Annotated in this window: 23 protein-coding genes; 8 read left to right on the top strand and 15 right to left on the bottom strand. The window is 46.3% G+C overall.

All coding sequences use genetic code 11. From position 1 onward, the window contains the following. Positions 1-105 precede the first annotated feature (105 nt). The 4 genes from MO387_RS01575 to MO387_RS01560 form a co-directional block, all read right to left on the bottom strand. Positions 106-1,605, bottom strand: coding sequence for a CoA-acylating methylmalonate-semialdehyde dehydrogenase (locus MO387_RS01575; protein ID WP_012088747.1), 1,500 nt, complete (start codon positions 1,603-1,605; stop codon positions 106-108). Between the two features lie 116 nt (positions 1,606-1,721). Next, the gene (locus MO387_RS01570; protein ID WP_107946985.1) at positions 1,722-2,912 is read right to left on the bottom strand and encodes an acetyl-CoA C-acyltransferase; all 1,191 of its coding nucleotides are present in this window, start codon (positions 2,910-2,912) and stop codon (positions 1,722-1,724) included. 290 nt (positions 2,913-3,202) lie between these two features. Continuing rightward, on the bottom strand, positions 3,203-4,144 hold the full coding sequence (metA, locus tag MO387_RS01565) for a homoserine O-succinyltransferase (RefSeq protein ID WP_107946984.1): 942 nt from the start codon (positions 4,142-4,144) through the stop codon (positions 3,203-3,205). 70 nt (positions 4,145-4,214) lie between these two features. Then, positions 4,215-4,634 carry a YbaY family lipoprotein gene (locus tag MO387_RS01560; protein WP_107946983.1) on the bottom strand — a complete coding sequence of 140 codons (420 nt, stop codon included), beginning with the start codon at positions 4,632-4,634 and terminating at the stop codon, positions 4,215-4,217. A 117-nt stretch (positions 4,635-4,751) separates the two neighbouring features. Here MO387_RS01560 and MO387_RS01555 point away from each other — a divergent pair, with 117 nt between their 5' ends. Further along, the gene (locus MO387_RS01555; protein ID WP_107946982.1) at positions 4,752-5,495 is read left to right on the top strand and encodes an SDR family NAD(P)-dependent oxidoreductase; all 744 of its coding nucleotides are present in this window, start codon (positions 4,752-4,754) and stop codon (positions 5,493-5,495) included. Between the two features lie 93 nt (positions 5,496-5,588). On the opposite strand, the gene ompW is transcribed toward MO387_RS01555, so the two are convergent. Beyond that, a complete protein-coding gene (ompW, locus tag MO387_RS01550) occupies positions 5,589-6,242 on the bottom strand; it encodes an outer membrane protein OmpW (RefSeq protein WP_107946981.1) in 654 nt (217 codons plus the stop codon). 513 nt (positions 6,243-6,755) lie between these two features. Further along, positions 6,756-7,427 (bottom strand): nucleotidyltransferase family protein, encoded by a 672-nt coding sequence (locus MO387_RS01545; RefSeq protein ID WP_107946980.1) that lies wholly within the window; start codon positions 7,425-7,427, stop codon positions 6,756-6,758. A gap of 214 nt (positions 7,428-7,641) precedes the next feature. Between MO387_RS01545 and MO387_RS01540 the strand changes: the two genes are divergently transcribed. Next, the gene (locus MO387_RS01540) at positions 7,642-7,785 is read left to right on the top strand and encodes a hypothetical protein (protein ID WP_199908795.1); all 144 of its coding nucleotides are present in this window, start codon (positions 7,642-7,644) and stop codon (positions 7,783-7,785) included. A gap of 92 nt (positions 7,786-7,877) precedes the next feature. Here MO387_RS01540 and maiA read toward each other — a convergent pair whose 3' ends face one another. From maiA to phhA, 5 genes are all read right to left on the bottom strand, one after another. Then, a complete protein-coding gene (gene maiA / locus MO387_RS01535; RefSeq protein WP_107946978.1) occupies positions 7,878-8,528 on the bottom strand; it encodes a maleylacetoacetate isomerase in 651 nt (216 codons plus the stop codon). Between the two features lie 87 nt (positions 8,529-8,615). Beyond that, positions 8,616-9,602 (bottom strand): fumarylacetoacetate hydrolase family protein, encoded by a 987-nt coding sequence (locus MO387_RS01530; protein ID WP_006081016.1) that lies wholly within the window; start codon positions 9,600-9,602, stop codon positions 8,616-8,618. Between the two features lie 386 nt (positions 9,603-9,988). Next, complete coding sequence (gene tyrR, locus MO387_RS01525; protein WP_242325948.1) at positions 9,989-11,527, bottom strand: transcriptional regulator TyrR; 1,539 nt, start codon at positions 11,525-11,527, stop codon at positions 9,989-9,991. A 267-nt stretch (positions 11,528-11,794) separates the two neighbouring features. Continuing rightward, positions 11,795-12,133, bottom strand: coding sequence for a 4a-hydroxytetrahydrobiopterin dehydratase (locus tag MO387_RS01520; protein ID WP_006081014.1), 339 nt, complete (start codon positions 12,131-12,133; stop codon positions 11,795-11,797). Positions 12,134-12,276: 143 nt separating this feature from the next. Further along, a complete protein-coding gene (gene phhA / locus MO387_RS01515; RefSeq protein WP_107950172.1) occupies positions 12,277-13,077 on the bottom strand; it encodes a phenylalanine 4-monooxygenase in 801 nt (266 codons plus the stop codon). Positions 13,078-13,400: 323 nt separating this feature from the next. Here phhA and galU point away from each other — a divergent pair, with 323 nt between their 5' ends. From galU to MO387_RS01485, 6 genes are all read left to right on the top strand, one after another. Continuing rightward, the gene (gene galU / locus MO387_RS01510) at positions 13,401-14,309 is read left to right on the top strand and encodes a UTP--glucose-1-phosphate uridylyltransferase GalU (RefSeq protein ID WP_107402248.1); all 909 of its coding nucleotides are present in this window, start codon (positions 13,401-13,403) and stop codon (positions 14,307-14,309) included. Continuing rightward, positions 14,309-15,322 carry a UDP-glucose 4-epimerase GalE gene (gene galE / locus MO387_RS01505; RefSeq protein WP_107946977.1) on the top strand — a complete coding sequence of 338 codons (1,014 nt, stop codon included), beginning with the start codon at positions 14,309-14,311 and terminating at the stop codon, positions 15,320-15,322. The genes galU and galE overlap by 1 nt, the downstream gene beginning before the upstream one ends. A gap of 95 nt (positions 15,323-15,417) precedes the next feature. Further along, positions 15,418-15,900, top strand: a complete 483-nt coding sequence (gene napF, locus MO387_RS01500) for a ferredoxin-type protein NapF (RefSeq protein WP_107946976.1) — start codon at positions 15,418-15,420, stop codon at positions 15,898-15,900. Positions 15,901-16,011: 111 nt separating this feature from the next. Continuing rightward, positions 16,012-16,461, top strand: coding sequence for a polymer-forming cytoskeletal protein (locus MO387_RS01495; RefSeq protein ID WP_107946975.1), 450 nt, complete (start codon positions 16,012-16,014; stop codon positions 16,459-16,461). A gap of 318 nt (positions 16,462-16,779) precedes the next feature. Beyond that, positions 16,780-17,754 carry a LysR family transcriptional regulator gene (locus tag MO387_RS01490; protein ID WP_012196838.1) on the top strand — a complete coding sequence of 325 codons (975 nt, stop codon included), beginning with the start codon at positions 16,780-16,782 and terminating at the stop codon, positions 17,752-17,754. A 506-nt stretch (positions 17,755-18,260) separates the two neighbouring features. After that, complete coding sequence (locus MO387_RS01485) at positions 18,261-20,555, top strand: OmcA/MtrC family decaheme c-type cytochrome (RefSeq protein ID WP_107946974.1); 2,295 nt, start codon at positions 18,261-18,263, stop codon at positions 20,553-20,555. A 149-nt stretch (positions 20,556-20,704) separates the two neighbouring features. On the opposite strand, the gene MO387_RS01480 is transcribed toward MO387_RS01485, so the two are convergent. The 4 genes from MO387_RS01480 to cysQ all read right to left on the bottom strand — a co-directional run bounded on the left by MO387_RS01480 (position 20,705) and on the right by cysQ (position 24,163). Then, entirely contained in the window at positions 20,705-21,388 is a 684-nt protein-coding gene (locus MO387_RS01480) for a DUF2982 domain-containing protein (protein ID WP_107946973.1), read from the bottom strand. A 71-nt stretch (positions 21,389-21,459) separates the two neighbouring features. Next, on the bottom strand, positions 21,460-22,161 hold the full coding sequence (locus tag MO387_RS01475; RefSeq protein WP_107950170.1) for an ElyC/SanA/YdcF family protein: 702 nt from the start codon (positions 22,159-22,161) through the stop codon (positions 21,460-21,462). Positions 22,162-22,378: 217 nt separating this feature from the next. After that, positions 22,379-23,296: a fructokinase gene (gene mak / locus MO387_RS01470; protein ID WP_107946972.1), complete on the bottom strand. Its 918-nt coding sequence runs from the start codon at positions 23,294-23,296 to the stop codon at positions 22,379-22,381. A 60-nt stretch (positions 23,297-23,356) separates the two neighbouring features. After that, entirely contained in the window at positions 23,357-24,163 is an 807-nt protein-coding gene (cysQ, locus tag MO387_RS01465; protein WP_107946971.1) for a 3'(2'),5'-bisphosphate nucleotidase CysQ, read from the bottom strand. Positions 24,164-24,467 lie beyond the last annotated feature (304 nt).

Genomic DNA, 24,467 nt, shown 5'->3' with positions numbered 1-24,467 from the left:
CCTATGACTCTGTGGTCACTTTTTATTTAATAAATTGGGCGCCGTAAAGACGCCGTGGTTTATCGATTAATCAATGAGTTTAATCACTAAGCTTAGCGAACGAGCTTAGCGCAAGTTAATGCTCATGTTTGGCGTAGACGCCACGGCGATATCGGACTCAAACCAGCGTGAAGTGATAGTTTTAGTCTCGGTATAGAAACGTACCGCTTGCTTACCGTAGGCATGTTGATCGCCGTAGAAACTGCCCTTCCAACCAGTAAATGAGAAGAAAGGTAATGGCACAGGAATAGGCACGTTAATTCCCACTTGGCCGACTTCGATTTCGTGTTGATATTTACGAGCTGCCGCACCGCTGGCAGTAAAGATAGAAGTACCGTTGCCATAAGGGCTGGCATTGACTAATTCGATGGCCGCTTCTAATGAGTCCGACTCCATGCAACACAGTACTGGGCCGAAGATTTCTTCCTTATAGATGCTCATCTCTGTGGAGACTTTATTGAACATGGTTGGGCCAATCCAGTTGCCTGACTCATAACCTTCCACGGTAAAGTCGCTGCCATCGAGTAAACACTCGGCGCCTTCATCAATCCCCTGCTTGATAAGCTTGAGCACGCGTGCCTTAGCCGCAGGGCTTATGACAGGGCCATAACCGGCTTCTTTATCGTCCCATAAACCTGGGCGAACCTTGGCTAAGGCTTCTTTGAGTTCTGGGATCCACTCTTTCGCGGCGCCAACAAACACGGCAACCGAAATCGCCATACAGCGCTGACCCGCAGCGCCTACAGAGGCGCCAACTAAGTTATTGATCACTTGCTGTTTGTTCGCATCAGGCATGATAACGCAGTGGTTTTTCGCGCCCGCAAAGGCTTGTACGCGTTTTAAGTTATCGGTACCGGTTTTATAAATATACTGGCCCACAGCCACAGAACCGACGAAGGAAATGGCTTTAATCGCAGGGTCTGCCAGCAGAATATCCACGGCTGTTTTGTCGCCATGCACTAATTGCAATACGCCCTTAGGTGCGCCCGCTTCAACAAACAGTTCAACAAGGCGCTGCGGCGTCATTGGATCTTGTTCTGAAGGTTTCAAAATGAAGGTGTTACCGCAGGCAATTGCCAGTGGGAACATCCATAACGGGATCATCGCAGGGAAGTTAAATGGCGTAATACCCGCACACACACCCAGTGGTTGGGTGTAGCTGTAAGTGTCGATTGAACGCGCGACGTTCTCAACGGTTTCGCCCATCAATAATGACGCCACGTTACAAGCGTGTTCAGCGACTTCGATACCGCGCCATACATCGCCCTTGGCATCTTCGAAGGTTTTACCCGTTTCATGGGCAAGAATGGTCGCAAGTTCGTCGTGATGTTCTTTTAACAGATGTTGATAACGCAACATGACGCGCGCACGTTCAGAGACAGGCACTTCTTTCCACGTTTTGAAAGCGGCTTTGGCGCTAGCAATAGCAGCGTGAACTTCTTCGCTAGTGGCAGCATTAATCACGGCAATCGGCGAGTTATTCGCGGGATTGGTGACAATAATCTGCGATGTGCCCGTACCTTGGGTAAACTCACCGTCAATGTAATGCTTTACTTGTGTGGTCATGTTGCAATCCTTTCCTTGTAGAGTGATGGGCTGGCGGTGCGATATTATGATTATCCTCAAGGGAAGTGATTGCCCTTGCCAGCCCCGTCTTGTTGATTTAACTAAAACTGTTGCGATTAAACCTCGATGGCCATCGCCGTCGCTTCACCACCGCCGATACACAGCGAGGCAACACCGCGCTTAAGGCCGCGGGCTTTTAAAGCATGAATTAAGGTCACCAGCAAACGTGAACCCGAGCAACCAATCGGATGACCTAAGGCGCAAGCGCCGCCATTAACGTTTACCTTAGCGATATCTAAACCGAGTTCAGACACGGCAAGCATAGTCACCATGGCGAAGGCTTCGTTGATTTCGAATAAATCCACCTCATCCGTTGACCAACCCACATTAGCTAGCAATTTCGCCATAGCGCCAACCGGTGCAGTGGTAAAAAGTGAAGGCTCTTGAGCATGGGTAGTGTGGCCTTTAATAGTGGCTAGTACAGTTAAGCCTAAACGCTCAGCTTCGCCGCGTGAGGTCAGCATCAATGCCGCGGCGCCATCGGAAATCGAGCTAGAGTTTGCCGCTGTGATAGTGCCATCTTTGGTAAAGGCTGGGCGCAGCGTAGGAATTTTTTCAGGGCGGGCATTACCGGGTTGCTCGTCGGTATCGATAGTCACATCACCGCGACGATCACTGACAGTAACGGGCGTGATTTCGGCTTTAAAGGCACCCGAGTTAATCGCGGCATTGGCTTTTTCGAGCGAGCTTAGGGCAAAAGCGTCCATCTGCTCGCGAGTAATACCAAATTCATCGGCCGTTTTCTGGGCAAACGTTCCCATAGCACCGCCCGTGTAGGCATCTTCAAGACCGTCTAAAAACATGTGATCTAACACTTTGCCATGGCCCATGCGCATGCCGCCGCGGGCTTTATCGAGTAAATACGGCGCTTGGCTCATGCTTTCCATACCGCCTGCAATCACCACTTTTGCACTGCCCGCTTTAATCAAATCGTGGGCTAACATTACCGTCTTCATGCCTGAGCCACAGACCTTGTTCACTGTGGTCGCACCAACGGATAAGGGTAATCCCGCACCCAAAGTTGCCTGACGCGCAGGCGCTTGACCTAAACCTGCGGGTAATACGCAGCCCATCAAGACTTCATCAACATGCTCACCCGCCAATTGTGTTTCCGCTAACAAGCCTTTAATGGCCGTCGCGGCTAACATGGGTGATGCTACGGATGATAAGTTGCCTTGAAACCCGCCCATTGGGGTGCGTTTAGCAGCAACGATAACGATATCTTGATTTAACTGTTCAGTACTCATGAAGGCTCCAACCTAAATTGACCACGAAGCCTAGTACCAGCCTCGGGACGTTTAATAAAATCGATAATAAAACCACTCTGACGTTTACGCGAACGTAAAGCAAGTATTCCTTGGTCTAATGTGCAGATTTTCTCAGGGGAAAATGTCAGTAAGGATTTACAGCAAGGCAGGGATTAAGCGCCGTTAAACGTGGAAGGTTGGCTCTAAGGGAGAGATATATTAAGTGCTTTTGGGTATCAGCTAAAGTCACATCCATGTGACCACATCACCATAAAAGGCTAAACAAAACCTTAACGCGACTCCCACGGTGTCATCGCCGTCATATCGCTTAAGTCGTAAGGGGTTAACTGATAGACGTAATAATTAAGCCAATTACTTACCAGCAGGCTACCGTGGCTGTGCCAGCGGGCAATGGCGTCGTCTTTAGGATCATCATTGCGATAATAATTCTGCGGCACATTCGGGTCTAAACCTTGGCTTAAGTCTCGCTGATATTCCTCGTTTAAGGTCGACTTTTGATATTCAGGATGACCCATCACAAACAAGTTACGATTATTCCGACTTAACACCAAATAAGCCCCAGCCTCATCGGACTCGGCCAATAGCTGCAGCTGTGGATGTTGTCTAATTTCTTCGACATCCATTTCGGCAAAACGGGAATGGGGTGCAAAGAACTCATCATCAAAACCACGCAGCAGTGGGAAATGCTGAGAAGTACGGCGATGCACGAATACGCCAGAACGCTTCCGTTGCAATATTTTTCGATTTAAACCATAGAGGTGATACAAACCCGCATGGGCCGCCCAGCATAAAAACAACACTGAGGTGACATGCTCTTGCGACCAATCGATGATTTCACGGATATGATCCCAATAAACCACATCTTCAAAATCGATTTGCCCAAGCGGCGCACCTGTGATGATAAGACCATCGTAATTTTTATGGCGCACGGCTTCGAAATCACGGTAGAAAGTATTCATGTGATCGATGGAAGTATGCTTGGATTCTTTGTCGTGAATGCGCAATAAATCCACATCGACTTGTAAAGGCGTGTTGCCCAGTAAGCGCAATAACTGGGTTTCTGTCTCGATTTTGTTCGGCATCAAGTTCAAAATCAGCACCTTCATCGGCCTGATATCTTGATTAGCCGCCCGCGTCTCGGACATAACGAAAATATTTTCTGACTCTAACACTTCTGCTGCGGGCAGATGATCTGGAATTCTAACCGGCATACCGCGCCTCTTCTGTTCGTAAATACCAACGGATTCGGCGCGTATGTCAGCTCACTTCTGAGCAGGCTAACTAGCCACCGACTTTCTCTAGCAGTATCGTCATTGGCTCAGTCGAATTGAGGTCAATGTGATAGGCTTGAGTATTAATAAACAATAACTTATCACCGAGCATTATCCGTGCACCTATGGCATAAGTGTGCCCGGGTTGGAACTGATCGCTGCCAATCGCAAAACTGAATGGCATTGGTGTTGCTGCACCTTGTTGTACGCGCTCCGCCATCACTATGGCTGGCACATCCATTTTTGATACATCGAGCAGTTGCACTACGACCTTAGCCTCTGCGGGCAGAGCAATCCGTTCGCGATACAAGGTCTCGCCTTTTATCTCCACGATAGCATTGGGAGTCGCACAACCCGATAACACACCCATTAGTGCCATTAATGCTAAAGCGGATAATCTCAACGCGCTTAAACGCAACCATTTGTTCATTTTGTTTCTCCTAATCATACATAAAGACTTCTGGATGTCCATACGCCCAAGCTATAAATCTTGTCTTGGCGAACATATCTTCCTATCATAAGCCACCATTTCGCTGCCGAAAAACCTATGACCCAAGCAACTGCAATAATTGTGGGAGCTAGCTCACAATTAAGTCGTGAAATTGCAAAGCAATTGGCAGATCAACAGGTTGAATTAGTCTTATTCGCCCAAGATCCAGAATCACTCCGCGATTTTGCCTTATCCTTGCCAACAAAAGTACAAGTATTTTCACTTCAAATTGAACAGCCTCAAGCCATTATCACTCAACTTGAATCCGTCTGGCAGAGTCTGGGCGGTGCGCACTTAGTCTTAGTCAATACAGGCCTCAATAGTTATGATCCTGAGCTGCCTTGGCTGCCAGAGCAAGACATTATCGATGTCAATGTGCGAGGTTTCGCCGCAATCTGCAATACGGCATTTAGACTATTTCGCGAGCAAGGTTATGGACAACTGGCGGCAATAAACTCTATCGCAGGTTTGCGCGGTGGCCCAAGTGTGGCCTATCACGCCTCAAAGGCCTTTGGGCAGAATTACCTTGAGGGCTTATGTATGCACGCCCAGCGCCTCAAGTTACCCATTACGATTACCGATATCCAACTCGGTTTACTCGACAAAGCCGCCATGCAACAAAATGCAATGTGGCTTGCCCCATTACCGCACGTTGCAGCACAGATCATCAAAGCAATGAAGCAAGGCAAACGCCGCGTCTATGTGACCAAACGCTGGCGCCTCGTCGCTTGGCTCACCGTATTATTACCCGAATTTATCTATAACACTCGCCACTGGAAGGCTAAAAAGCCAAAGCGCTAAGTCGGCTTAACCTGAGTGGAACATGCGCGATAAAAAGTGCAGAAACGAAAAAGGAGCCTAAGGCTCCTTTTTTACGCTTATCTAATCAGTGGATTAGAAAGTGTAACCCACGCTGACCATATAAACCCATGGGTCAATATCGGTTTCGAATTGTTGTTGCGCACCTCCGGCAGTGAACTTAACATCTGTACTAATTTTTGCGTACCACACAGATGCGTTCACCAACCAATTCTTGTTCACTTGATAATCCAAACCTACTTGTGCAGCTAAGCCCCAAGAAGTACTCATACTTAAATCACTTAATCCTAGAGACTTACCATGGGCATTAAAATCATTGTCATAAAAGTTAGTGTAGTTAACACCTACACCAATATAAGGACGAATAACAGATTGAGAATTACCGAAATAGTACTGCGCCACTAGCGTTGGCGGCAGTTGCTTAGTTTCAGCAATCTCACCGACACCATCTGCAGGCAAAGAAACGGTATGGCTAAAAGGGGTTGCCGCTAATAACTCAATCCCAAAGTTATCTGTCAACATGTAACCAAAGTTTAAGCCTAATTGGGTATTATTATCGACTGAAAACTCACCCAAAGTTAAAACGTTGGCACTTGATTCGTTTGGCGCGACAACAACAGCACCCGCACGAACGATAATGTCACCTGCTTGGTGAGCCGATACAGAAGCAGAAAAACCAGCAGCTAAAAGGGTGGCAGCGATCAGTGTAGAAACAGTATTTTTGTTCATCATCATACTCCATATGTACAACATAGGTTTTTGTTTTAAATTACATCCTTAACAATTGACGCCTACACTGCCAGAGAAGCGCGACTGCTTTATTGATCCAAATCAAAGTGAATAGCCAATACTCATTTCTAGGTACGACCCATGGGATCTAAATCACGAAATTCAAACATTTATCGACAGTACACCTTTATTTTCTGTGAGCTCAGTTCTTTATTAGCCATCACTAATGACTACAGCAAGAGGTAGCGACCATTAGCGAAACCAACATTTGAATAACAATAAAAAGCACTTAGCTGAGAGGGATTTGGCCATTAAGTTCAAATTAATCGGACTAGATGAGGAAGAATAGAAGCAGAAAATGGCCGAACCCAAACGGCTTAAGGATGATACCCATACTGTTAGCGGTCTAAATTAACGAGTAACTAAATTGAGTTGCTAAATTGAGTCGCTAAATTACATGGGACGAATTGAGAGAACTGCTGGGGTCGAATTAGGGATGAGTGAATGAGCAGATCAGCTTGTGCGGTAACACTCAAGCAAAGGATACCGAGTAAGCCAACCCTTATTCGCGACTCTGTGTTCAAACACGGATAATGATCGCTTTGGATTGGCGCTCAGTTTGAGTGCAAACAGGGAGTTCAGCCCAAAAGGAGCCACCAGCTCAATATCGTAAGACGCGGGATGATTTTTCATCCCAACACAAGTCTGAGTATCAGATTCTGTATCAACAACTTGATAGCTTACCCCGATTGCGGTTTCAAGCTCTGGCCAATAGGACATAGCATCAACACAAGATGTGTAAGCCGTGTCTTGATTTCGAACATGCATGCGCGCCTGATTCTTCACCGACCAAGGTAACTCAGGGGCAAGCTGATTAAGATAGGTTTCAATTGCCAGATCCCGCTCGGGACTGATATCTAACGGGCAAAAATAGATCAGATCGATATCGTTCAGTGGACTCAACTCAAATCCGTGCAAGCGATCCCAGACTAGATTACGGACAAATCCCGCCGCAAGGCACCACTGCGGCATTGAGTGTACTTTGGCGCATTGGAGCGCAAGTTCAAGCGCCCTCACCCGCTCGCAATCTTGGGTTATCCATTTGAGTAATCGATGCTTTAGCTCTGCTTCACACATAGCCTCATCCATAACATTATTCATAGCACCATTCAGAACATGACTCATACATTACTCATAACAGTATCGTTGGCTTCAATGTCAGATAACACCACGGGAATGACATTCCGCTTACTCCACTTCGCCATCGGTTTCTGAGCACTTTACGACCTCATGACAGAGTAGATAAACGAGACTATAAATAGGTACCATTACCGCAAAACAAATCCAAAACCCATAGACATCTTTGTCTAGCAGATTAACGCTAACAGTAAAGATGGGCATGAACAGTAGCATCCAATTTATTATATTGAGTTTATACCGTATCGGCTGTTCACAGTGGCAGCAGTGTCCTTCCTTAATCGGCACATCCTTAGCGCCGAGTTTACCTTTGCAATACGGACATTTTTTACTGAAAAGCATTTAAACTCCATCGCAGAGATTAGACTCGCAACACAAGCCTCATCATCCATTCTTTCAATTGGTAAACACTATATCCGCACTATTCGTTACAAACCATCACACAGCATCCGCTTGGCGCTCCGGGGCCGCATCGGCAAAGGCTTCTAGCTGATTACACTCAGCCCACACGCGCATGACATTGGGATAAGGCATTAAATCCACATTAAAACGCTGGGCGTTATACACCTGCGGCACTAAACACAAGTCGGCTAATGTCACTGTATCCCCAAAGCAGTAACGACCACTGTGCCTTTTCAACAAGATTTCTAAGGCTGCAAAGCCACTCGCGACCCAGTGGTGATACCAAGTATTTTTTGCCGCTTCATCGACCCCTAAGGTTTGGGTTAAATACTGCAATACCCGCAAATTGTTTAATGGGTGAATTTCACAGGCTACCGTGAGTGCCATGGCGCGCACATGGGCACGCTCAAGAGCCGATGCAGGCAATAATGGTGACTGTGGGTGTATCTCATCAAGATATTCAATAATGGCTAAGGATTGCGACAATGCATCCGCATCCAGCTCATCATCCATCACTAAGGTTGGCACTAACTCCAGCGGGTTAAGCGCACTGTAGGCCGCTTTATGTTGCTCGCCGCCATCACGTACAAGATGCACTGACAACTGCTCGGCAGAAATTCCCTTAAGATTGAGGGCGATGCGAACTCGATACGCCGCGCTTGAGCGCCAATAACCATAAAGTTTCATATTTTCACATCCTTATAAAAGTCAGTATAAAAACGGGGCAATTAAGCCCCGTTAGTTTGAGTCGATGTCGCCCCTTAAGGGAAAGCCTTAGGCTTTGTATTCAACCACTTTTTGATCGATAGAACCGAAAATCGTTACGTCGTTGTCATCAAGCATTTCGATGCGAACAGTGTCGCCAAAACGCATAAATGGCGTAGTGGCTTTGCCTTCAGCAATCACTTCTAACATACGTTTTTCCGCTAAACAGCTAGAGCCTGCGCTACGGTCATAGTTAGAAATAGTACCAGAGCCAATAATAGCACCAGCGCCCAATGGACGGGTTTTCGCAACATGTGAAACTAACTGGCTGAAATTAAATGTCATATCGATGCCCGCATTTGGACGACCGAATAATTCACCGTTTAAATGGGTGATCAGCGGTAAATGCACTTTAGAATCTTCCCAACGTGCGCCCAGTTCATCCGGCGTCACTGCTACAGGTGAAAAACTGCTCGATGGCTTAGATTGGAAGAAACCAAACCCTTTTGCCAACTCACCTGGGATTAAGTTACGCAGTGACACATCGTTCACTAACATCAACAATTTAATATGCTTAGCCGCATTGTCGCTGCTCACCCCCATAGGCACATCATCGGTAATGATCGCGATTTCAGATTCGAAATCGATACCCCAGTCTTCACTCGCCAGTGGAATATCGGCTTTAGGGGCAATAAAACTGTCTGAACCACCTTGATAGAACAGCGGATCTGTCCAGAAGGTTTCAGGCATTTCTGCGCCGCGAGCCTTACGGACTAGCTCAACGTGATTCACATAAGCGCTGCCATCGGCCCATTGGTAGGCACGCGGTAGTGGCGACAAACACTTAGCTTCGTCAAACGCTTGCGCGTTATCTAACATGCCTTCATTTAACGCGTCGTACAATTCTTGCAATTGCGGTTTCAGTAAATCCCAACCGTCGAGTAATTGCTGCATAGTGTGGGCAATAGCAGGAACGGCAACCGTTTTAGTGAGATCGCGGCTAACTAACATCAACTGACCATCGCGGCGACCATTGTTATAACTTGCAAGTTTCATATTGGCTCCAGTGCTTCTAAGGCTAGGCGTACAATTTTATTGTGCTGGAAAACGCGCGGCGTCATTCAGCTTATATTCGGCGATTTTAATCGAGCTCTTTGACTCATTAAGGGCGCACACGTTACGCACTCCGCGCCAACAGAGGCACGCCCTTTTGCTTGCTTTAACGTATTTGTTGCGCGTAGAAATACCCGAAGCTGGCGCAGATTCCTATAGCGTGACCCAAATCACATTTAGGTCAATTATTTCACATTTCGTAAACTAATCATTACGTTTATAACCTAGTTGCCGCTTATCAATATCTCGGTAAGCAATATGCCTGAAAAGTCGGCAACTAAGTGGAACGAAACTGTTACATCTATCGCGTCAAGCCAGCAAGGCTCGGCTTAACGACGCTTGGCTATCTTGTACTCACGCAGCTTATTAGCAATGGCAGTGTGCGACACCCCGAGCTTTTTCGCTAACTGTCGAGTGCTCGGATAGGCAGGATATAATCTGCGCAACAGACTCGCCTCAAACTGCTTCATTGCATCGTCGAGATTGCCTTCAAACTCATTGTCAAAGTAACCAAAACCTTCGGCGTAGGACGGCAATTTTAATTGTTCGACCGTCAACTCAGCCGAACCATCCCACATAGACACAGCTCTAAATACTGCGTTCTTTAATTGGCGTACGTTACCTGGCCAAGCGTAGGTGAGCAAATGATCGCGGCACTGGGCCGAAATCCGCCGCACTGGGCTAGACAACTGTTGACTGTAATGTTCGAGGAACATTTCCGTCAGTGGAATGATATCGACTTTACGCTCGCGCAGTGACGGTATGTGATAACTCAGCACATGGATGCGATAGTACAAATCTTCCCTAAACTCACCGGTTTGACACAGTTCGGCTAAATTCTTCTGGGTTGAGCAAATGATCCGCACATCGGCGCGGACTTCTTCATCGCCGCCTATGCGTCTAAAGGTACCATCTTGCAATAGACGAAGCAGCTTAACTTGGGCGGCCTTGGACATCTCAGCCACTTCATCGAGAAATACTGTGCCGCCCTTGGCTTCTTCAAAGAAACCCCGTTTAACGACTTTGCCCTGGCTGACATAACCGAATAGTTCTTCTTCGGCGGCGCTGTCGGGCAGAGCGGCGCAATTGATGGCGATAAATGGTTTCTCGCGGCGCATGCTGGCATCGTGGCTGGCTCTGGCCATTAATTCTTTGCCAGTACCCGTTTCACCTGTGAGCAATAAAGGCGCATCGAGCTGGGCCATCCGCCGCGCTTGCTTAAGCACTTCCTTCATTTTGTCACTGCTGGCTAATACATTTTCAAAGCCAGTGGTTTGATTCTGCAGCGCGTTAAATTGTTTTCCAACCCGCGCGGGGGATTTTAGCGACACCACAGCGCCAACTAAAATGGTTTTTTCATCCTCATCGGGCAGGTAAATCGGCAGCATTTCGGCGAGATATTCGTTTGGACCGATTTGTACCCTTGCCGCTTGCGGTAAGACTTGGCTTTCGCTCAACCATCGGCTGAAGTTAAAACCTTGCACCCAATGATTAAGCGACTCTTCGAGCACTTCGTGCTCACCCATACCGATATTGAGCAAGGCGGACTCGTTAACGATACGGATACGCGCTTTAGCATCGATGGAGAAAACGGAGTCGGGTAAGGTTTTGAGCAAGGTTTTAAGGGCGTAATGTTCTTGCTCTGAGGGCATAAACGACACAGTACGCACATCATGGACACTTTCCACTTTGCGGATCTGCGGCATCAAGGCACTTAAGGTTTCAAAACTGATTTCGGCAAATTGTAAGTACAGGAATCCTTGGTTACTGGCATCAATGGCAATTAAATTAATACCATAACGCTCTAACACGACTAAGATATCTTTGGCTAAACCAACACGATCCTGACAGCTGACTTCCAAGCGCATAATGACTGATATTCCCTTTTTTGATTTGAATTTTGGGGATAAACCGTGCAGAGCTATTTTTCGCCTTAAGCTTTACAACAAAAATGACGCTTGCTAGGCAAGTTGTTACCTTAACGAAAACGTCAGCGATGAGGGTAAATAGCAGAGCCCGTATACGTTAGAAGGTTAAACAGAAAGTGGCAAGCCTAGTTTACAGTTGAATTGTAACAGGAAGAAAAAATCAGCATCGAAAAATAGATTAAGATGCTGATTAAATTGGCGAATTAATTAGACTAATAACTGGTCAGTCTTGGCGGCCATGATGAAGTCATTCTTATGGAGACCCTTGATAGAGTGTGACCACCAAGTGACGGTCACTTTGCCCCATTCAGTGAAAATGCCTGGGTGATGGAATTCTTCTTCCGCTAAATCCGCCAGCTTATTTGTGAATGCCATCGCCAGTTTAAAGTTTTTAAACTTGTAAACGCGCTCAAGCTGCATTACGCCATCACGCACTTGCACGCCCCAGTCGGGGATCATACGAATAAGTTCAGCCAATTCTTCATCGGTCACTTTAGGTGCGTCGGCTTGGCACGCTTCACATTTCATATTCGATAACGCTGTCATACATACTCCTCTTGGCAACATTGATAGGGATATTCAGTTGCTCTTTACTCATTTTCTATTAATAACTTAAATCACATGACTCAATCAGGTGCAGGTGGCTAAATCAGATGCCAGCCAAATAACGAGTCAACTCATCAACGAGGCTAACTCGCCTTGGCTTTTGGCGGAAATTTAGGGGCAAATAAACCTAACTGACGGGCCTTAGTGACGTAAGCCATGATGTCCATCTTGGCAATTTCATCCAGCATATCAATGTGCTCAATCACATAATAAATCGGCTGCATAATGTCGATCCGATATGGGGTTCGCAGCACATCCAACAAATCAAAGGGTTGACGCTCTGGCACATCACTTTCCATCGCATACAAGGTTTCACCGGGTGAGCTTAAAATGCCGCCGCCATAGATACATAAGGGACCATTTTTAGGTTGCAGTATGCCAAACTCAACAGTAAACCAGTACAAACGCGCTAAAAATACCCTTTCCTCTTTGCTGGCATGTAAACCTAACTGGCCATACATATGAGAGAAATTGGCAAATGAAGGATTGGTGAGCAAAGGGCAGTGACCAAAAATCTCGTGGAAGATATCTGGCTCTTGCAAGTAATCAAACTCTTCCTTGCGGCGAATAAAGGTGGCCACAGGAAACTCTTTATTGGCCAGTAATTCAAAAAAACGGCCGAAGGAAATCAGCGCAGGTACCGCCGCCGTTTTCCAGCCAGTGGTCGCTTGTAATACCGCATCAATTTCGGCAAGTTGCGGAATGCGATCCTTTGGCATACCCAAGGCATCGAGCCCTTGCAGATATTCCTTGCAGGCACGACCGGGGAGATTAACGGCTTGACGGGCGTAAAGCTGACGCCAAATATCGTGCTCTTCTTGTGGGTAATGGATAAACCCAGTGTCATCGGCTCTGTGAGCGATGTACTCTGTTCCTTTCGTCATAATCTTCACTTGGTGGCTAACACTCATGACTCCATAGTGGTCTAAGGCTTTAAATTTGTTAACTCCCTCACACTTTATTCTTGTGCCGCTACTGTGACGTAAACGTAAAGCAAATATTACAAGGTCATTAAAATCACCCTGTTGGAACACGCCATGAATGCTGGATTAGATCCACTGTGCTACCTTTGCTAAAACTTATGCCTGAATTTGCCGTTAAAATACTTAGATTTCCTCAATTTTTTAGTGTTTGTAAATAGCTTTTCTGTGCAGGTCATTTACAATATTGGCCATTAATCGCATCTCCTTGACCTAAAAGGTTCGCAATGAAACAACATCAAATTCGTAAAGCCGTTATTCCCGTCGCAGGCCTAGGCACTCGTATGCTTCCTGCGACCAAAGCGATTCCAAAGGAAATGCTACCAGTTGTCGATAAGCCATTGATCCAATACGTGGTCAGTGAAGCTATCGCTGCTGGGATCAAAGAAATTGTTCTAGTGACCCACGCCAGTAAAAACTCTATCGAAAACCACTTCGATACCAGTTTCGAATTAGAAGCCCAACTCGAGCGCCGCGTTAAACGTCAGTTACTCGAAGCCGTGCAATCAATTTGCCCTAAAGACGTGACTATCATCAGCGTACGTCAATCTCAGGCGAAAGGATTAGGCCACGCCATTTTGTGCGCAAAATCAGTCGTCGGCGATGCACCATTTGCAGTATTGCTGCCGGATGTGATCATCGATGAAGCCAGCTGTGATCTGCGTCGCGATAACTTAGCCGCTATGGTTACCCTGTTTGATGAAACCCAAGTGGGTCAAATCATGGTTGAAGGCGTGCCACACAATGTTGTTAACCAATATGGTATTGCTGATGTGAATGGCCATGATTTACAACCTGGAGAGTCTGAACCATTAGTCGAACTGGTTGAGAAGCCAGCCGTGGATGAAGCACCATCTAACTTAGCCGTTGTAGGCCGTTATGTGTTACCTGCCAGCATTTGGCCGTTACTGGCTAAAACCCCTGCGGGCGCGGGCGATGAAATTCAATTAACCGATGCAATCGCTATGTTAATGAAGCAAGAAACCGTAAATGCTTACTACATGGAAGGTAAGAGCCACGACTGTGGTAACAAACAAGGGTATATGCGCGCGAACGTTGAATACGCCCTGCGCCACAGCGAAATCGGTGAAGATTTTGCGCAATATTTAAAAACCGTTGTAAAAGGGATGAAGTAATGACGATTTTAGTGACCGGTGGTGCTGGCTATATTGGCACTCACACTGTGGTAGAACTGCTCAATGCAGGCAGTGATGTGATTGTGTTAGACAACTTGTCTAATTCGAGCATAGAAGCCTTAAACCGAGTCGAGCGGATAACAGGTAAATCGGTCACTTTCTATCAGGGCGATATTCTTAATAAAGCCTTATTACAAAAAGTGTTTAACGATCATGCTATTGATTCCGTTATTCACTTTGCGGGATTAAAAGCAGTAGGTGAATCCGTCGCTAAACCCCTTAAGTATTATGAGAATAACGTCACAGGAACTCTTATCCTCTGCCAAGTTATGGCGGAGTTTAAAGTGAAAAATCTCGTTTTCAGCTCATCGGCTACTGTGTATGGCGATCCTGCAAGTTTACCTATCACCGAAGACTTCCCCACTGGGGCGACCAATCCCTATGGCCAATCTAAATTGATGGTTGAACATATACTGGCAGATGTACACAATGCCGATCCGAGCTGGAATATCGCTCGTCTGCGTTATTTTAATCCGGTTGGCGCCCATGCCAGTGGCTTAATCGGCGAAGATCCTAATGATATCCCTAACAACTTAATGCCCTTTATTGCGCAGGTTGCCGTGGGGAAACGTGCCGCCTTAAGCGTGTTTGGTGATGATTATCCGACTCATGATGGGACTGGCGTGCGTGACTATATCCATGTGGTGGATTTAGCCAATGGCCATTTAAAAGCACTGGCAAAATTGGCCACTAAACCGGGTCTGGTCACCTATAACTTAGGCACAGGCCAAGGATATAGTGTTTTGGACATGGTTCATGCCTTTGAAAAAGCCTGTGGTAACACCATTGCCTACCAAATTGCGCCACGTCGTCCGGGTGATATTGCCGCCTGCTACGCCGATCCAACCCACGCAAGGGAAGATCTTGGCTGGCAAGCAACACATACGCTAGAAGATATGGCCAACAGTAGCTGGCATTGGCAATCGACCAATCCCAATGGTTACAACGGCTAACAAATTGAATGGCTTGTGGAAATATCCCAAGCCATTTTTCTTTATCACTGTGAATACACCCATCACTTTAAATAACCAACCGTTCGAGGAGCAACATGACTCAAAGTATTAATCACAGTCGTCGTAACCTCTTTCGCCGCCGTAAAGATAATGCCTTGAGGCCACCTTGGGTGCGTGATGATATCGAGTTCACCGATGTGTGCACGCGCTGTTCAGCCTGTATTGAGGTGTGTGAAACGCAGATCATCATCAAAGGCGATGGTGGATTTCCTGAAGTGTCATTTAAGGACAATGAGTGTACTTTTTGTACACTGTGCGCTAAGGCATGCCCTGAGAATATCTTCGATTTAGCCCAAATACCTTGGTCGTATCAAGCCCATATTCAAGAAAGCTGTTTAACCTTTCAAGGGATCTGGTGTCAAAGTTGTAAGGATGCCTGTGAGCCTAGAGCCATCAGTTTTGAGTTCAATATTGGCCAAGCTCCACGTCCGCAAATAGACCTTGAACTTTGTACCGGATGCGGCGCCTGTGTGGCTCCCTGCCCTAGCAAGGCCATTGAAATAACCCGACCGACTTAATGCAGCAAAGCCATCACATTAACCCATACAGAGCTGTGCATATCATCGCTTTTACGCTAGTATCGCGCCTCTATTGAACTCTGTTAATCCCTTCTCGAATTAAGTTAATTTATGATGATGTTTGTAAAAAAACTGTTCTTCCCCCCTAAAAAAAGTCCCTCTTTTAGTTTTATTTCTCGAGGCACTAAACTCACGGGGAATATTGAATTAACGGGCGATGTGCTTGTTGGCGGTGATATCCAAGGTCAACTGCTTTCTGAGGCTAATATCACTATAGAACAGGGCGGTACGATTCAAGGTGAAGTCAAGTGCCATGAGTTTGTAGTGGACGGACACTTCAAAGGCAGACTCATTTGTGAACGCTTAGTGATCCAGCATAATGGTGTTGTCGATGGCGAAGTGGCGAGCACTTCAATGCAAATTTTTGAGGGCGGCCAGTTTATTGGCATGCGGATTAAAGAAGATGCGCCAACCATTTATTCACATGCAATAGGCCACACTCCTGCAACAGACAATCGTAACTTATCGCACGTACAAAACGATGTTATAGAATCTCGCTAAAACAGCGAATAAATGATGCTCGCAAGCTCACCCACTTAGGCGAGCTTGTATTTTTAACGCATTATTTACTCGATTTTTTTAATACCCCGACTCAAAACCCTTACCAGCCAAATAACTGCCTGCGAAATAGCACCCTTTACAATAGTTAAATAATTGTTATTTTGCCGAGAGTGATCACAGTTAATCCGCACGACTGCTGTTAATCTTAGCGGCTAATCGCGGCGGTTTGGGTAATAGCAAGGAGCAGAGTCAGAGCCACAGAATGCCCTTAATAACCCCGCAAAAAATAGTTAAGACTCATACAGGGCAACATACAAAATGAGCAACGTATTACTCAAACAAATCTGTGAACTCGATGTTTTTACCTTGCTGGTATTTAAAAGTATTTTCGACACTGGGCACGCGAACAGTGCCGCCAAAGCGCTGGATGTTTCTGCACCGAAAATTAGCCGCTGCCTCAACGCATTACGCCTGACCTTTAACGATGAACTGTTTTATCGCCGTCAACAGGGGCTAAAACCCACTCCCCTAGCAGAAAGCCTGTATGTAGCTATTTGCCAGTTTACTGAATCGGTTTATCACCTCGAACAATCTGCAACTCAGATACAAAATGCGGCCATCAATGCCGATTTACCGCTGCATATCGCTGCCTGTAATGGGCTATTGAGCTTTTTAGCGCCACAATTAAGCACGCCGGACGTCGCCCAAGCGCTAGGGCAAATACGTTTACATAAATGGCAAGAGAATAGCGCTGAGTTAATCCACGCAGGTGCGCTGGATTTTGGTATTACCTTAGAAAGTGCTGAAAATAAAGAATTAAGCTATACCAAACTGGGCTCAGTCAATGGCGTTTACATCGTTGCCGCCAAACAACATCCTCTGTGGCAGATTGAGACCGACATTACCTTAGAGCAAATCTGTCGACATCCATTCCTCTACCAAGAAGTGAAGGGCTTTAACAGCAAAATTGACCCCTTAGAATTATTTTGCCAGCGCCAAGGCCTCTTGCTACCAGCGGTGGATAAAGTCATCGACAGGGAGGAATGGTACGCCCATTTACTCACCATGAAGAGTGTGGCTTTTTGTTCCAGCATTGATATGCACACAGTAAAACACATGCCCGGATTACACTTAGAACGCCTAAGCGATACAGAGCTCAATCGACTCCACGATACTATGATGGCGCCACAATATTATCTTATTGAAAAACCAGCAATTCATCGGCGATACAGCCAGAGTCAAAGCGCGCTTGTCGTGCGTTCCTTACTTGCCGCGCTCGACCCCGCACGCTAACGCGAGACAATAAGCTCAGCCAAGCTCGTGGATATAATGTTCACTAAACCTTGTTTACATCACTGCGATGAGTCGGTGTTAAACGGGGTTTAGGCAGTAAGATATCCAAGTTTAAAACAGCAAAATTTCATCGATATTTTATCTCTTAATAAGACTTATCCTCAGATGAGATTACCGCTTATTTCCCCTGTCGCTTTGATGCTTAAAACATCAATTCCATCACTGAGATTTAGGCTATCTTAGCCTCGTATATTTTGCTTAACCGAAAATGAATTCTTCACTGAAGCCCAAGTTGAAAAATAAAAATTGTGATGACCATCATGGCTTTCCAGATGAATTTCATTATTTAAAATATCAAAATGCAAATTTTAGAATTTCCATCCACGTTTGTTAAATCATCGTTCACATATCAGATACAAACTTGCAAATACCACTTTATAAGTAGGTGAATCCTCCTATATTAGAGGCACTGCACACGCAGTCTTATAGAAAGAAAAAGGGACGCGATGATGAAAAACTACAATAAATCTCTACTGGCACTGGCTCTCGTCAGTACCTTAAGCCTTACCGCCTGCGGGGACGGAAGCGATGGTCAAGATGGGGCACCTGGCACACCAGGTACACCCGGAACACCAGGCACTCCCGGAACACCAGGTACACCCGGAACCCCTGCGGGCTCCTTCGCAACGACTGCTCAATCTATTACTGATCTGGCTTTCACTTTAAGTCCAGCTGACATTAAAGTGACCAGCAGTGAAGGCTTCAGCGTTAAATTTACTGTTACCGGAAAAAATGCTAACAAAGATGTTCCTTTTACAGGACTCGATAAAGTTGCGCTTTATTCTTTAACGGCAAATGAAAATACCTCAGGTACTGGCGCCCCTATTCAATGGCAAAACAATGCCATGGCGAACGCCGCAGGTACTTCGCTAACTTGTACCTTAGATGGTCTTAACGGTACTAAAAATGCTTGTACTTTAACCGAAGATACAGCAACACCAGGCACTTACACTGCAACTTGGGCACATGATGGCGCAGCGCCAATCATTAATCCCAATGATAATCCAAATGCAGTACACAGAATATTTCTACGTGCTTACAACGTCACTGACAGTGCAGGCGTAGCTTTATCTGACAAGATTTTATCTGTACCCGTTGACTTTATCCCTGCCACTGATGAACTTGCATCATCAGGTAAAGATACCGTCAGTAGCGCAGCCTGTGAAAAATGTCACGGTGAAGCAGATGGCCATATCGCCAATATTTCAGCCCACCATAACTACCAAGGCGTTAAAAATTGTGTGACCTGTCATAACCCAGATCAAATCCCAAGTGATGCAGATCTAGCCGCAGGTTTGATATTTGACTTTGCACCTATGATCCACAGGATCCACTCTGGCGCAGAAAACGCAGCAAACTTCGATACTAGCAATAATACCGCTAAAGAATGGAGTGAAATTGGCTTCCCATCTGATCTGAAAGAATGTACTTCTTGTCATACTACAGACCAACCTAGCTATAACACTATTTACGCCCAAGCTTGTGTAGGCTGCCATATGACAGTCAACTTTGCGACTGGTGAAAACCACTCTGAATTTGCCCTAGCTCAAGCAGATGATACTCAATGTAGTTCTTGCCACGGCACAGGTAACTTGTCACCTGCGGTGGTACATAGTGTTGGTAAACGTGCAGAGTATGCATCTCTGTTCAAAGTTGACTTCACCAGTGCTACAACAGTTCCATCAGCGACTCTAGGCATGAAAACCTTAACCTTAACAGCCAATGTCACCTTAAATGGTGCGCCAATTGCTGATGGTACATCGTTAAAAGCCTACAACGCGACCACTAACCCAACAGCGATGTTTGTCGCTAATGGTCTATTGATCGGTAATGTGGCCACTGACGGTACTGTGTACTCTTGGAGAGATGTTAAACCTGCTGCAATCAGTATTAAGCTAGACAGTGGAACACTTGCTGGTGGCGTGTTAACTATCGTTAAAGATATCCCAGATGCGCAAGCTGTGGGCACTCTCTACGTAGGTTCAGAAGCCAACTTCTGTGCTAAAGCGGGTAAAGTGGTTAGCTGTAATACTACAAACTTAGAGTTTGGTCCAACTAGCCCTATCGGTAACGAAGCTGCAGTGAAATTCTATAGCCCTGATGGTAGTGCAGTCACTAAAGCCCGTATGACTGATCCTGCTCGCATCACAGTCGCAGAAACTAAGTGTAATGCTTGTCATGGCACCTTAGATTATGCAAAAGGTTCAAGACACGGCACTTACACCTTCGACCAATGTATGCACTGCCATAACGACACCACTGGCGCTTCTGGCCACGGTGCAACTGGCTATAAAGGCGATGATGGTAAGTTAGTTGTTAATCCTGAAGTGACCTTCAATAACAAAGACCTATTCACAGTTGCTCACCGTTTCCACAGCGGTAACTTCGGTGTAGTAGAAGGTATCTTCCGCGATGTGAAAGGTGATTTGTTCGGTTATCCAGCGGTTGAAACAGATTGTGCGGCTTGTCATAAAGACAATGCCAAACTATTTGCTGCAGATAATGGTTTAACTTCAGGCAAACGCTCAATCAAAGTCGGTGATTACTACATTAGCCCAGTCGCTGAATCATGCCGTACCTGTCACGCTCATTCTAATGCGGCAGCTGTCGCTCACTTTAGAAGTAACGGTGCGGTAGTTGAAGCGGATGCAATGACAGATCCTAATCTACCAATAGAATCTTGCGCGACCTGTCACAAAGAAGGAAAAACCTACGGCGTAGATAAGGTACACGCAGAGTAGCACAGCAGTACTAGTACCTTTGGGTTGCCCCTGCACAACCCAAACTTCATCTCTGCAACTCATTGGGGACCCTTAGGGTCCCCTTTTTTATTACCGATTATCTTCACGTAAAAATGAAATATCAATCGTATTAATAACTGCGGTAAAGCTTAATCCGCTAAGCGACTGGCTTGTGCAATACGTTGTCTAAGCAGCTTGATAAAGTCCTTAGCTTCTCTGTCCAAACTGTCGTGGGGAATATACAAGTGATAACCTAAACGCGTATCTAACATCACGCAGCGATGCCCAAACATTGCCAATACACCGCGATAACGATCCCCTTCTATCACCAAAGGACCAAACTCTGCGCCGAGATAAGTTTCTAAAGTCGCTAAGTCTGCATCTTGAGAGGCAGCCGTCACCAGCAAAGGTCGCTGTTCAGTTAATAATCCTGTTGCTAGACGCAGGGAAATATTATCGAGAATGGGATTTAAATGTTTCAGTTTAATGCCTAAATAAGATAACTCTATAGTATCTAAACCATTAGTCACCCGCGGAATATCGACCCGCTGAATATTATCCCAATCGATAGCCACTTTGCCGCGGCGATGAAAATAGGTCAGTCCCTTGTCATCTAGTGCTAGAGTCGTTTCCGGCTCATACACCTTGGCTAAACCTAGAATTAATGAAATCGCGCCCAAACTAAAAAACATCAAACCAACAGCAAACAAGGCCGGCCATGTCAGAAACAGCCCCAAACCCAGCAGCAGACTTAAGCCGCCTAGCCAAGTTAAGGTTAACCCATTTCGTTTTGATAAAGGACGCACAGACACACTTTCTGACTCAATTGTCATTGTTCATCTTCCTGTTAACACTCACTCTCTTTAGACCGAACTTAGCAAACCACACCTTTAAGTTGCCATCTTTAACTTACGGCCTTTATCCATAACCACAAACGGCCAATGTATTCATGAATCGCCCGCTGAGAAGCCACTAGATTATCCGCCGTCAAACGCCACCAAAAATCATCTCTCCCAATAAAATCCGTTGGTGCGGCCTCTGGGTGTAAGCCTTTAGCAGCGAAAATAGCCATCGACCTTGGCATATGAGTGGCCGATGTGACTAAGCGAAAGGGCTCCTCCCCTAACTCCCACTTTAAGTATTGCGCTTCTTCTATCGTATCGCGCGCCAAGGGGAATTGGATGATCCGACGTTTATCGACGCCCAGTTCAACTGCGGCATTCGCCATCATTTCAGCATGGGAAACCTGCGTGAGTTCGCCGCCCCAACCGCTGACAATCAACTTGCATTCTTGGCCTAAGTGAAGTTGTCTGACACCTTCACTAAGCCTTGCAAGCGCTACTGCAGATAAGGATTGCACCGCAGTCGCGCCTTGAATATCCGAGTGTGCCGAACCTAATACCATCACAAAACAAGCGCCAGCGATGGGCGTAGAATTAATAGGGTAAGCCGCTTCTAATGGCCGCACTAAGGTATTTACACTCAGTTGACTGCTTAAAAAGAGTAAGAGAAAAAAAGCGCAAGATACTAAGTATTTCGCCATGCTCCGACGGCGCCATACCAGAAAAGAAATCAGTAATAACAATAGGATAAAGGGAATCGGCATTATCCCCTGTGAAACAACTTTCTTAACCCAAAACATGATGTCCATGCCAAGCAACCCAAAGGAGCGCAATCATAGCATCAAAATACGGCGAAACGCACAGCAGATAACATTAGCCCAGCGTTTTGCTGGGCTAATGTTTATAAAACGTATAAGCCATTAAGCATTGATCTCAAAGCCGAATAAGCTCACTAGATGAGTACAGATATCCAAGCGAAGATTACTTTTCCCACAACCAAGCTGCGCCGCGCACACCCGATGAACAACCATAAAGATTCTGCACCACAGGCGTATGGCACTCACGCCCCACCACATAATGGGCCAGCAATGCCGGTAATCTTGGGTAAATCGCTGCGACATTCGACATTCCGCCGCCCAGCACTATGGCATCGGGATCGAGCATATTGATCACATGGGCGAGTGAACGAGCGAGTCTATCCATATAACGATCAAATGCAGCAACCGCAATAGCGTCACCCTCATCGACTAACAACATAATATCAGCACCTGATTTGGCGGCAGTACGCACTGTACCTGCAGCCGTCAAAGCCGCATTATAATCACGCACAAAGCCAGTGCCAGAGATAAAGGTCTCGATACAATCGGGATTGCCACAGAAACATCGGGTGGTATTGAACTCTTCCTTGGTCATCCAAGGCAAAGGATTATGACCCCATTCACCGCCGATACCATTACCACCGCCGTGAACTTTGCCGTTAATTGCCACGCCAGCACCGCAACCAGTACCAATAATCACGCCAAACACCACAGATGCACCAGCGGCAGCACCATCGACCGCCTCAGATACCGCAAAGCAGTTGGCATCATTGGCAACCCGCACTTCACGCTGCAACAATTCCCCTAAATCCACATCGAGGGGATGACCATTGATCCACGTCGAGTTAGCATTTTTGACTAAACCTGAATAGGGCGATACCACACCTGGAATACCCACGCCGACAGTGCCGTGCTCGCCAAGAGTCGCTTCTGCTTCCTTAACTAAATTGACAACCGCAGCAAGCGTGCCCTGATAGTCACGTGGCGTCGTCACACGTTTGCGAAATAGCTCATTACCTTCATCACTCAGTGCGACTAATTCTATTTTTGTTCCGCCTAAATCGACGCCCATGCGCATCATGAATACTACTCCAGTGTTTAGCCCGCCCTTTCATCAACAAGTATCGATGCTAGGCGGTCGTTATTTCACCCAGCCTGGGGCTGTGGCAATAAAGTAAGGGTTTAAAATGTCAGGTTTTTGATTATAAGTTAATGGTTCACCTGAGTCGTAACAGACAACTGTGCCGCCAGCACTTTCGAGCACAGCTTGCGCCGCCGCAGTATCCCATTCGCTGGTAGGGCCTAGCCTGGGGTACAGATCGGCACTGCCTTCTGCCAACATACAAAACTTAAGCGAGCTACCCACACTTAAGATGTCATGCTCGCCAAACTGTTGTAAATATTGCGCTAAACCTGGGCTCAAGTGCGAGCGGCTGCCAACAATCATCGGCATCGCGCGTGGCACTTTAGCGCCCAATAAGGGACTTTCTTGACCCGCTTGTTGACGCCATGCACCTAAATGCTTAGCACCGTAATAATAGGTATCGAGCACAGGCGCATATACCACACCTGCGATAGCAACCCCTTGATGGATAAGCGCAATATTGACGGTAAACTCACCATTGCGCTTAATAAATTCCTTAGTGCCATCTAAAGGGTCAATTAACCAATAGGTTTGCCATTGACGACGCTCATCCCACGCAATATCCGCCGCTTCCTCAGACATAATAGGAATACCGACAAACTGCTTTGCCAATGCCGCCACTATCACGTGGTGCGCGGCTAAATCGGCCGCTGTCACGGGACTATCATCGCCCTTATGGCTCACTGAAAAGTCATCTTGACCATAAACCGTCATAATGGCATCGCCCGCCGCTTTGGCAATCGCGACCACTTGCAATAAATCTTGTTTGGTCAATGTCTGTGCTATTGTCGTTTTGTCTGTCACTGAAACGTCCTTAATGCATTAAATATTCTGGCATTATGCCATTGTCATCCAAGGGGAATTTAGAACAAATTCATCATACATCAAGCAAAATAGACTAAGACTCACGGCTTGAACCGCTGCGTACAAAACCACAGATAAACAAAGTGATTACGATACTAAGGCAAGCCATCGGCGCTGAGAAGAGCCTTGAGTCCAGCTGCATTCGTATTCACAGCCCATGTTTTCATACGGATAGTCTAAAGCCGTCGCTTAAATCTGATTATTGGCGGGCTTATTGTTTTCGACAGCGTTAATCACTTAGATG

Source organism: Shewanella sp. N2AIL (assembly GCF_022690845.1).
GTDB lineage: Bacteria > Pseudomonadota > Gammaproteobacteria > Enterobacterales > Shewanellaceae > Shewanella > Shewanella baltica.
The sequence above is the reverse complement of the archived record's forward strand: the minus strand, read 5'-3'. Positions and strand labels throughout refer to the sequence as shown.

What these genes read in the sequence shown, in the direction of transcription:
- MO387_RS01570 (WP_107946985.1), bottom strand. Translation starts at nt 2,912, where the DNA reads ATGAGTACTGAACAGTTAAATCAAGATATCGTTATCGTTGCTGCTAAA.
- MO387_RS01475 (WP_107950170.1), bottom strand. Translation starts at nt 22,161, where the DNA reads ATGCCGATTCCCTTTATCCTATTGTTATTACTGATTTCTTTTCTGGTA.
- MO387_RS01540 (WP_199908795.1), top strand. Translation starts at nt 7,642, where the DNA reads ATGAACAGTAGCATCCAATTTATTATATTGAGTTTATACCGTATCGGC.
- napF (WP_107946976.1), top strand. Translation starts at nt 15,418, where the DNA reads ATGACTCAAAGTATTAATCACAGTCGTCGTAACCTCTTTCGCCGCCGT.
- MO387_RS01560 (WP_107946983.1), bottom strand. Translation starts at nt 4,634, where the DNA reads ATGAACAAATGGTTGCGTTTAAGCGCGTTGAGATTATCCGCTTTAGCA.
- MO387_RS01530 (WP_006081016.1), bottom strand. Translation starts at nt 9,602, where the DNA reads ATGAAACTTGCAAGTTATAACAATGGTCGCCGCGATGGTCAGTTGATG.
- MO387_RS01555 (WP_107946982.1), top strand. Translation starts at nt 4,752, where the DNA reads ATGACCCAAGCAACTGCAATAATTGTGGGAGCTAGCTCACAATTAAGT.
- galU (WP_107402248.1), top strand. Translation starts at nt 13,401, where the DNA reads ATGAAACAACATCAAATTCGTAAAGCCGTTATTCCCGTCGCAGGCCTA.
- MO387_RS01545 (WP_107946980.1), bottom strand. Translation starts at nt 7,427, where the DNA reads ATGAGTCATGTTCTGAATGGTGCTATGAATAATGTTATGGATGAGGCT.
- MO387_RS01485 (WP_107946974.1), top strand. Translation starts at nt 18,261, where the DNA reads ATGATGAAAAACTACAATAAATCTCTACTGGCACTGGCTCTCGTCAGT.
- tyrR (WP_242325948.1), bottom strand. Translation starts at nt 11,527, where the DNA reads ATGCGCTTGGAAGTCAGCTGTCAGGATCGTGTTGGTTTAGCCAAAGAT.
- mak (WP_107946972.1), bottom strand. Translation starts at nt 23,296, where the DNA reads ATGATGCGCATGGGCGTCGATTTAGGCGGAACAAAAATAGAATTAGTC.
- ompW (WP_107946981.1), bottom strand. Translation starts at nt 6,242, where the DNA reads ATGAACAAAAATACTGTTTCTACACTGATCGCTGCCACCCTTTTAGCT.
- galE (WP_107946977.1), top strand. Translation starts at nt 14,309, where the DNA reads ATGACGATTTTAGTGACCGGTGGTGCTGGCTATATTGGCACTCACACT.
- MO387_RS01575 (WP_012088747.1), bottom strand. Translation starts at nt 1,605, where the DNA reads ATGACCACACAAGTAAAGCATTACATTGACGGTGAGTTTACCCAAGGT.
- MO387_RS01490 (WP_012196838.1), top strand. Translation starts at nt 16,780, where the DNA reads ATGAGCAACGTATTACTCAAACAAATCTGTGAACTCGATGTTTTTACC.
- MO387_RS01480 (WP_107946973.1), bottom strand. Translation starts at nt 21,388, where the DNA reads ATGACAATTGAGTCAGAAAGTGTGTCTGTGCGTCCTTTATCAAAACGA.
- MO387_RS01495 (WP_107946975.1), top strand. Translation starts at nt 16,012, where the DNA reads ATGATGATGTTTGTAAAAAAACTGTTCTTCCCCCCTAAAAAAAGTCCC.
- metA (WP_107946984.1), bottom strand. Translation starts at nt 4,144, where the DNA reads ATGCCGGTTAGAATTCCAGATCATCTGCCCGCAGCAGAAGTGTTAGAG.
- maiA (WP_107946978.1), bottom strand. Translation starts at nt 8,528, where the DNA reads ATGAAACTTTATGGTTATTGGCGCTCAAGCGCGGCGTATCGAGTTCGC.
- phhA (WP_107950172.1), bottom strand. Translation starts at nt 13,077, where the DNA reads ATGACGAAAGGAACAGAGTACATCGCTCACAGAGCCGATGACACTGGG.
- MO387_RS01520 (WP_006081014.1), bottom strand. Translation starts at nt 12,133, where the DNA reads ATGACAGCGTTATCGAATATGAAATGTGAAGCGTGCCAAGCCGACGCA.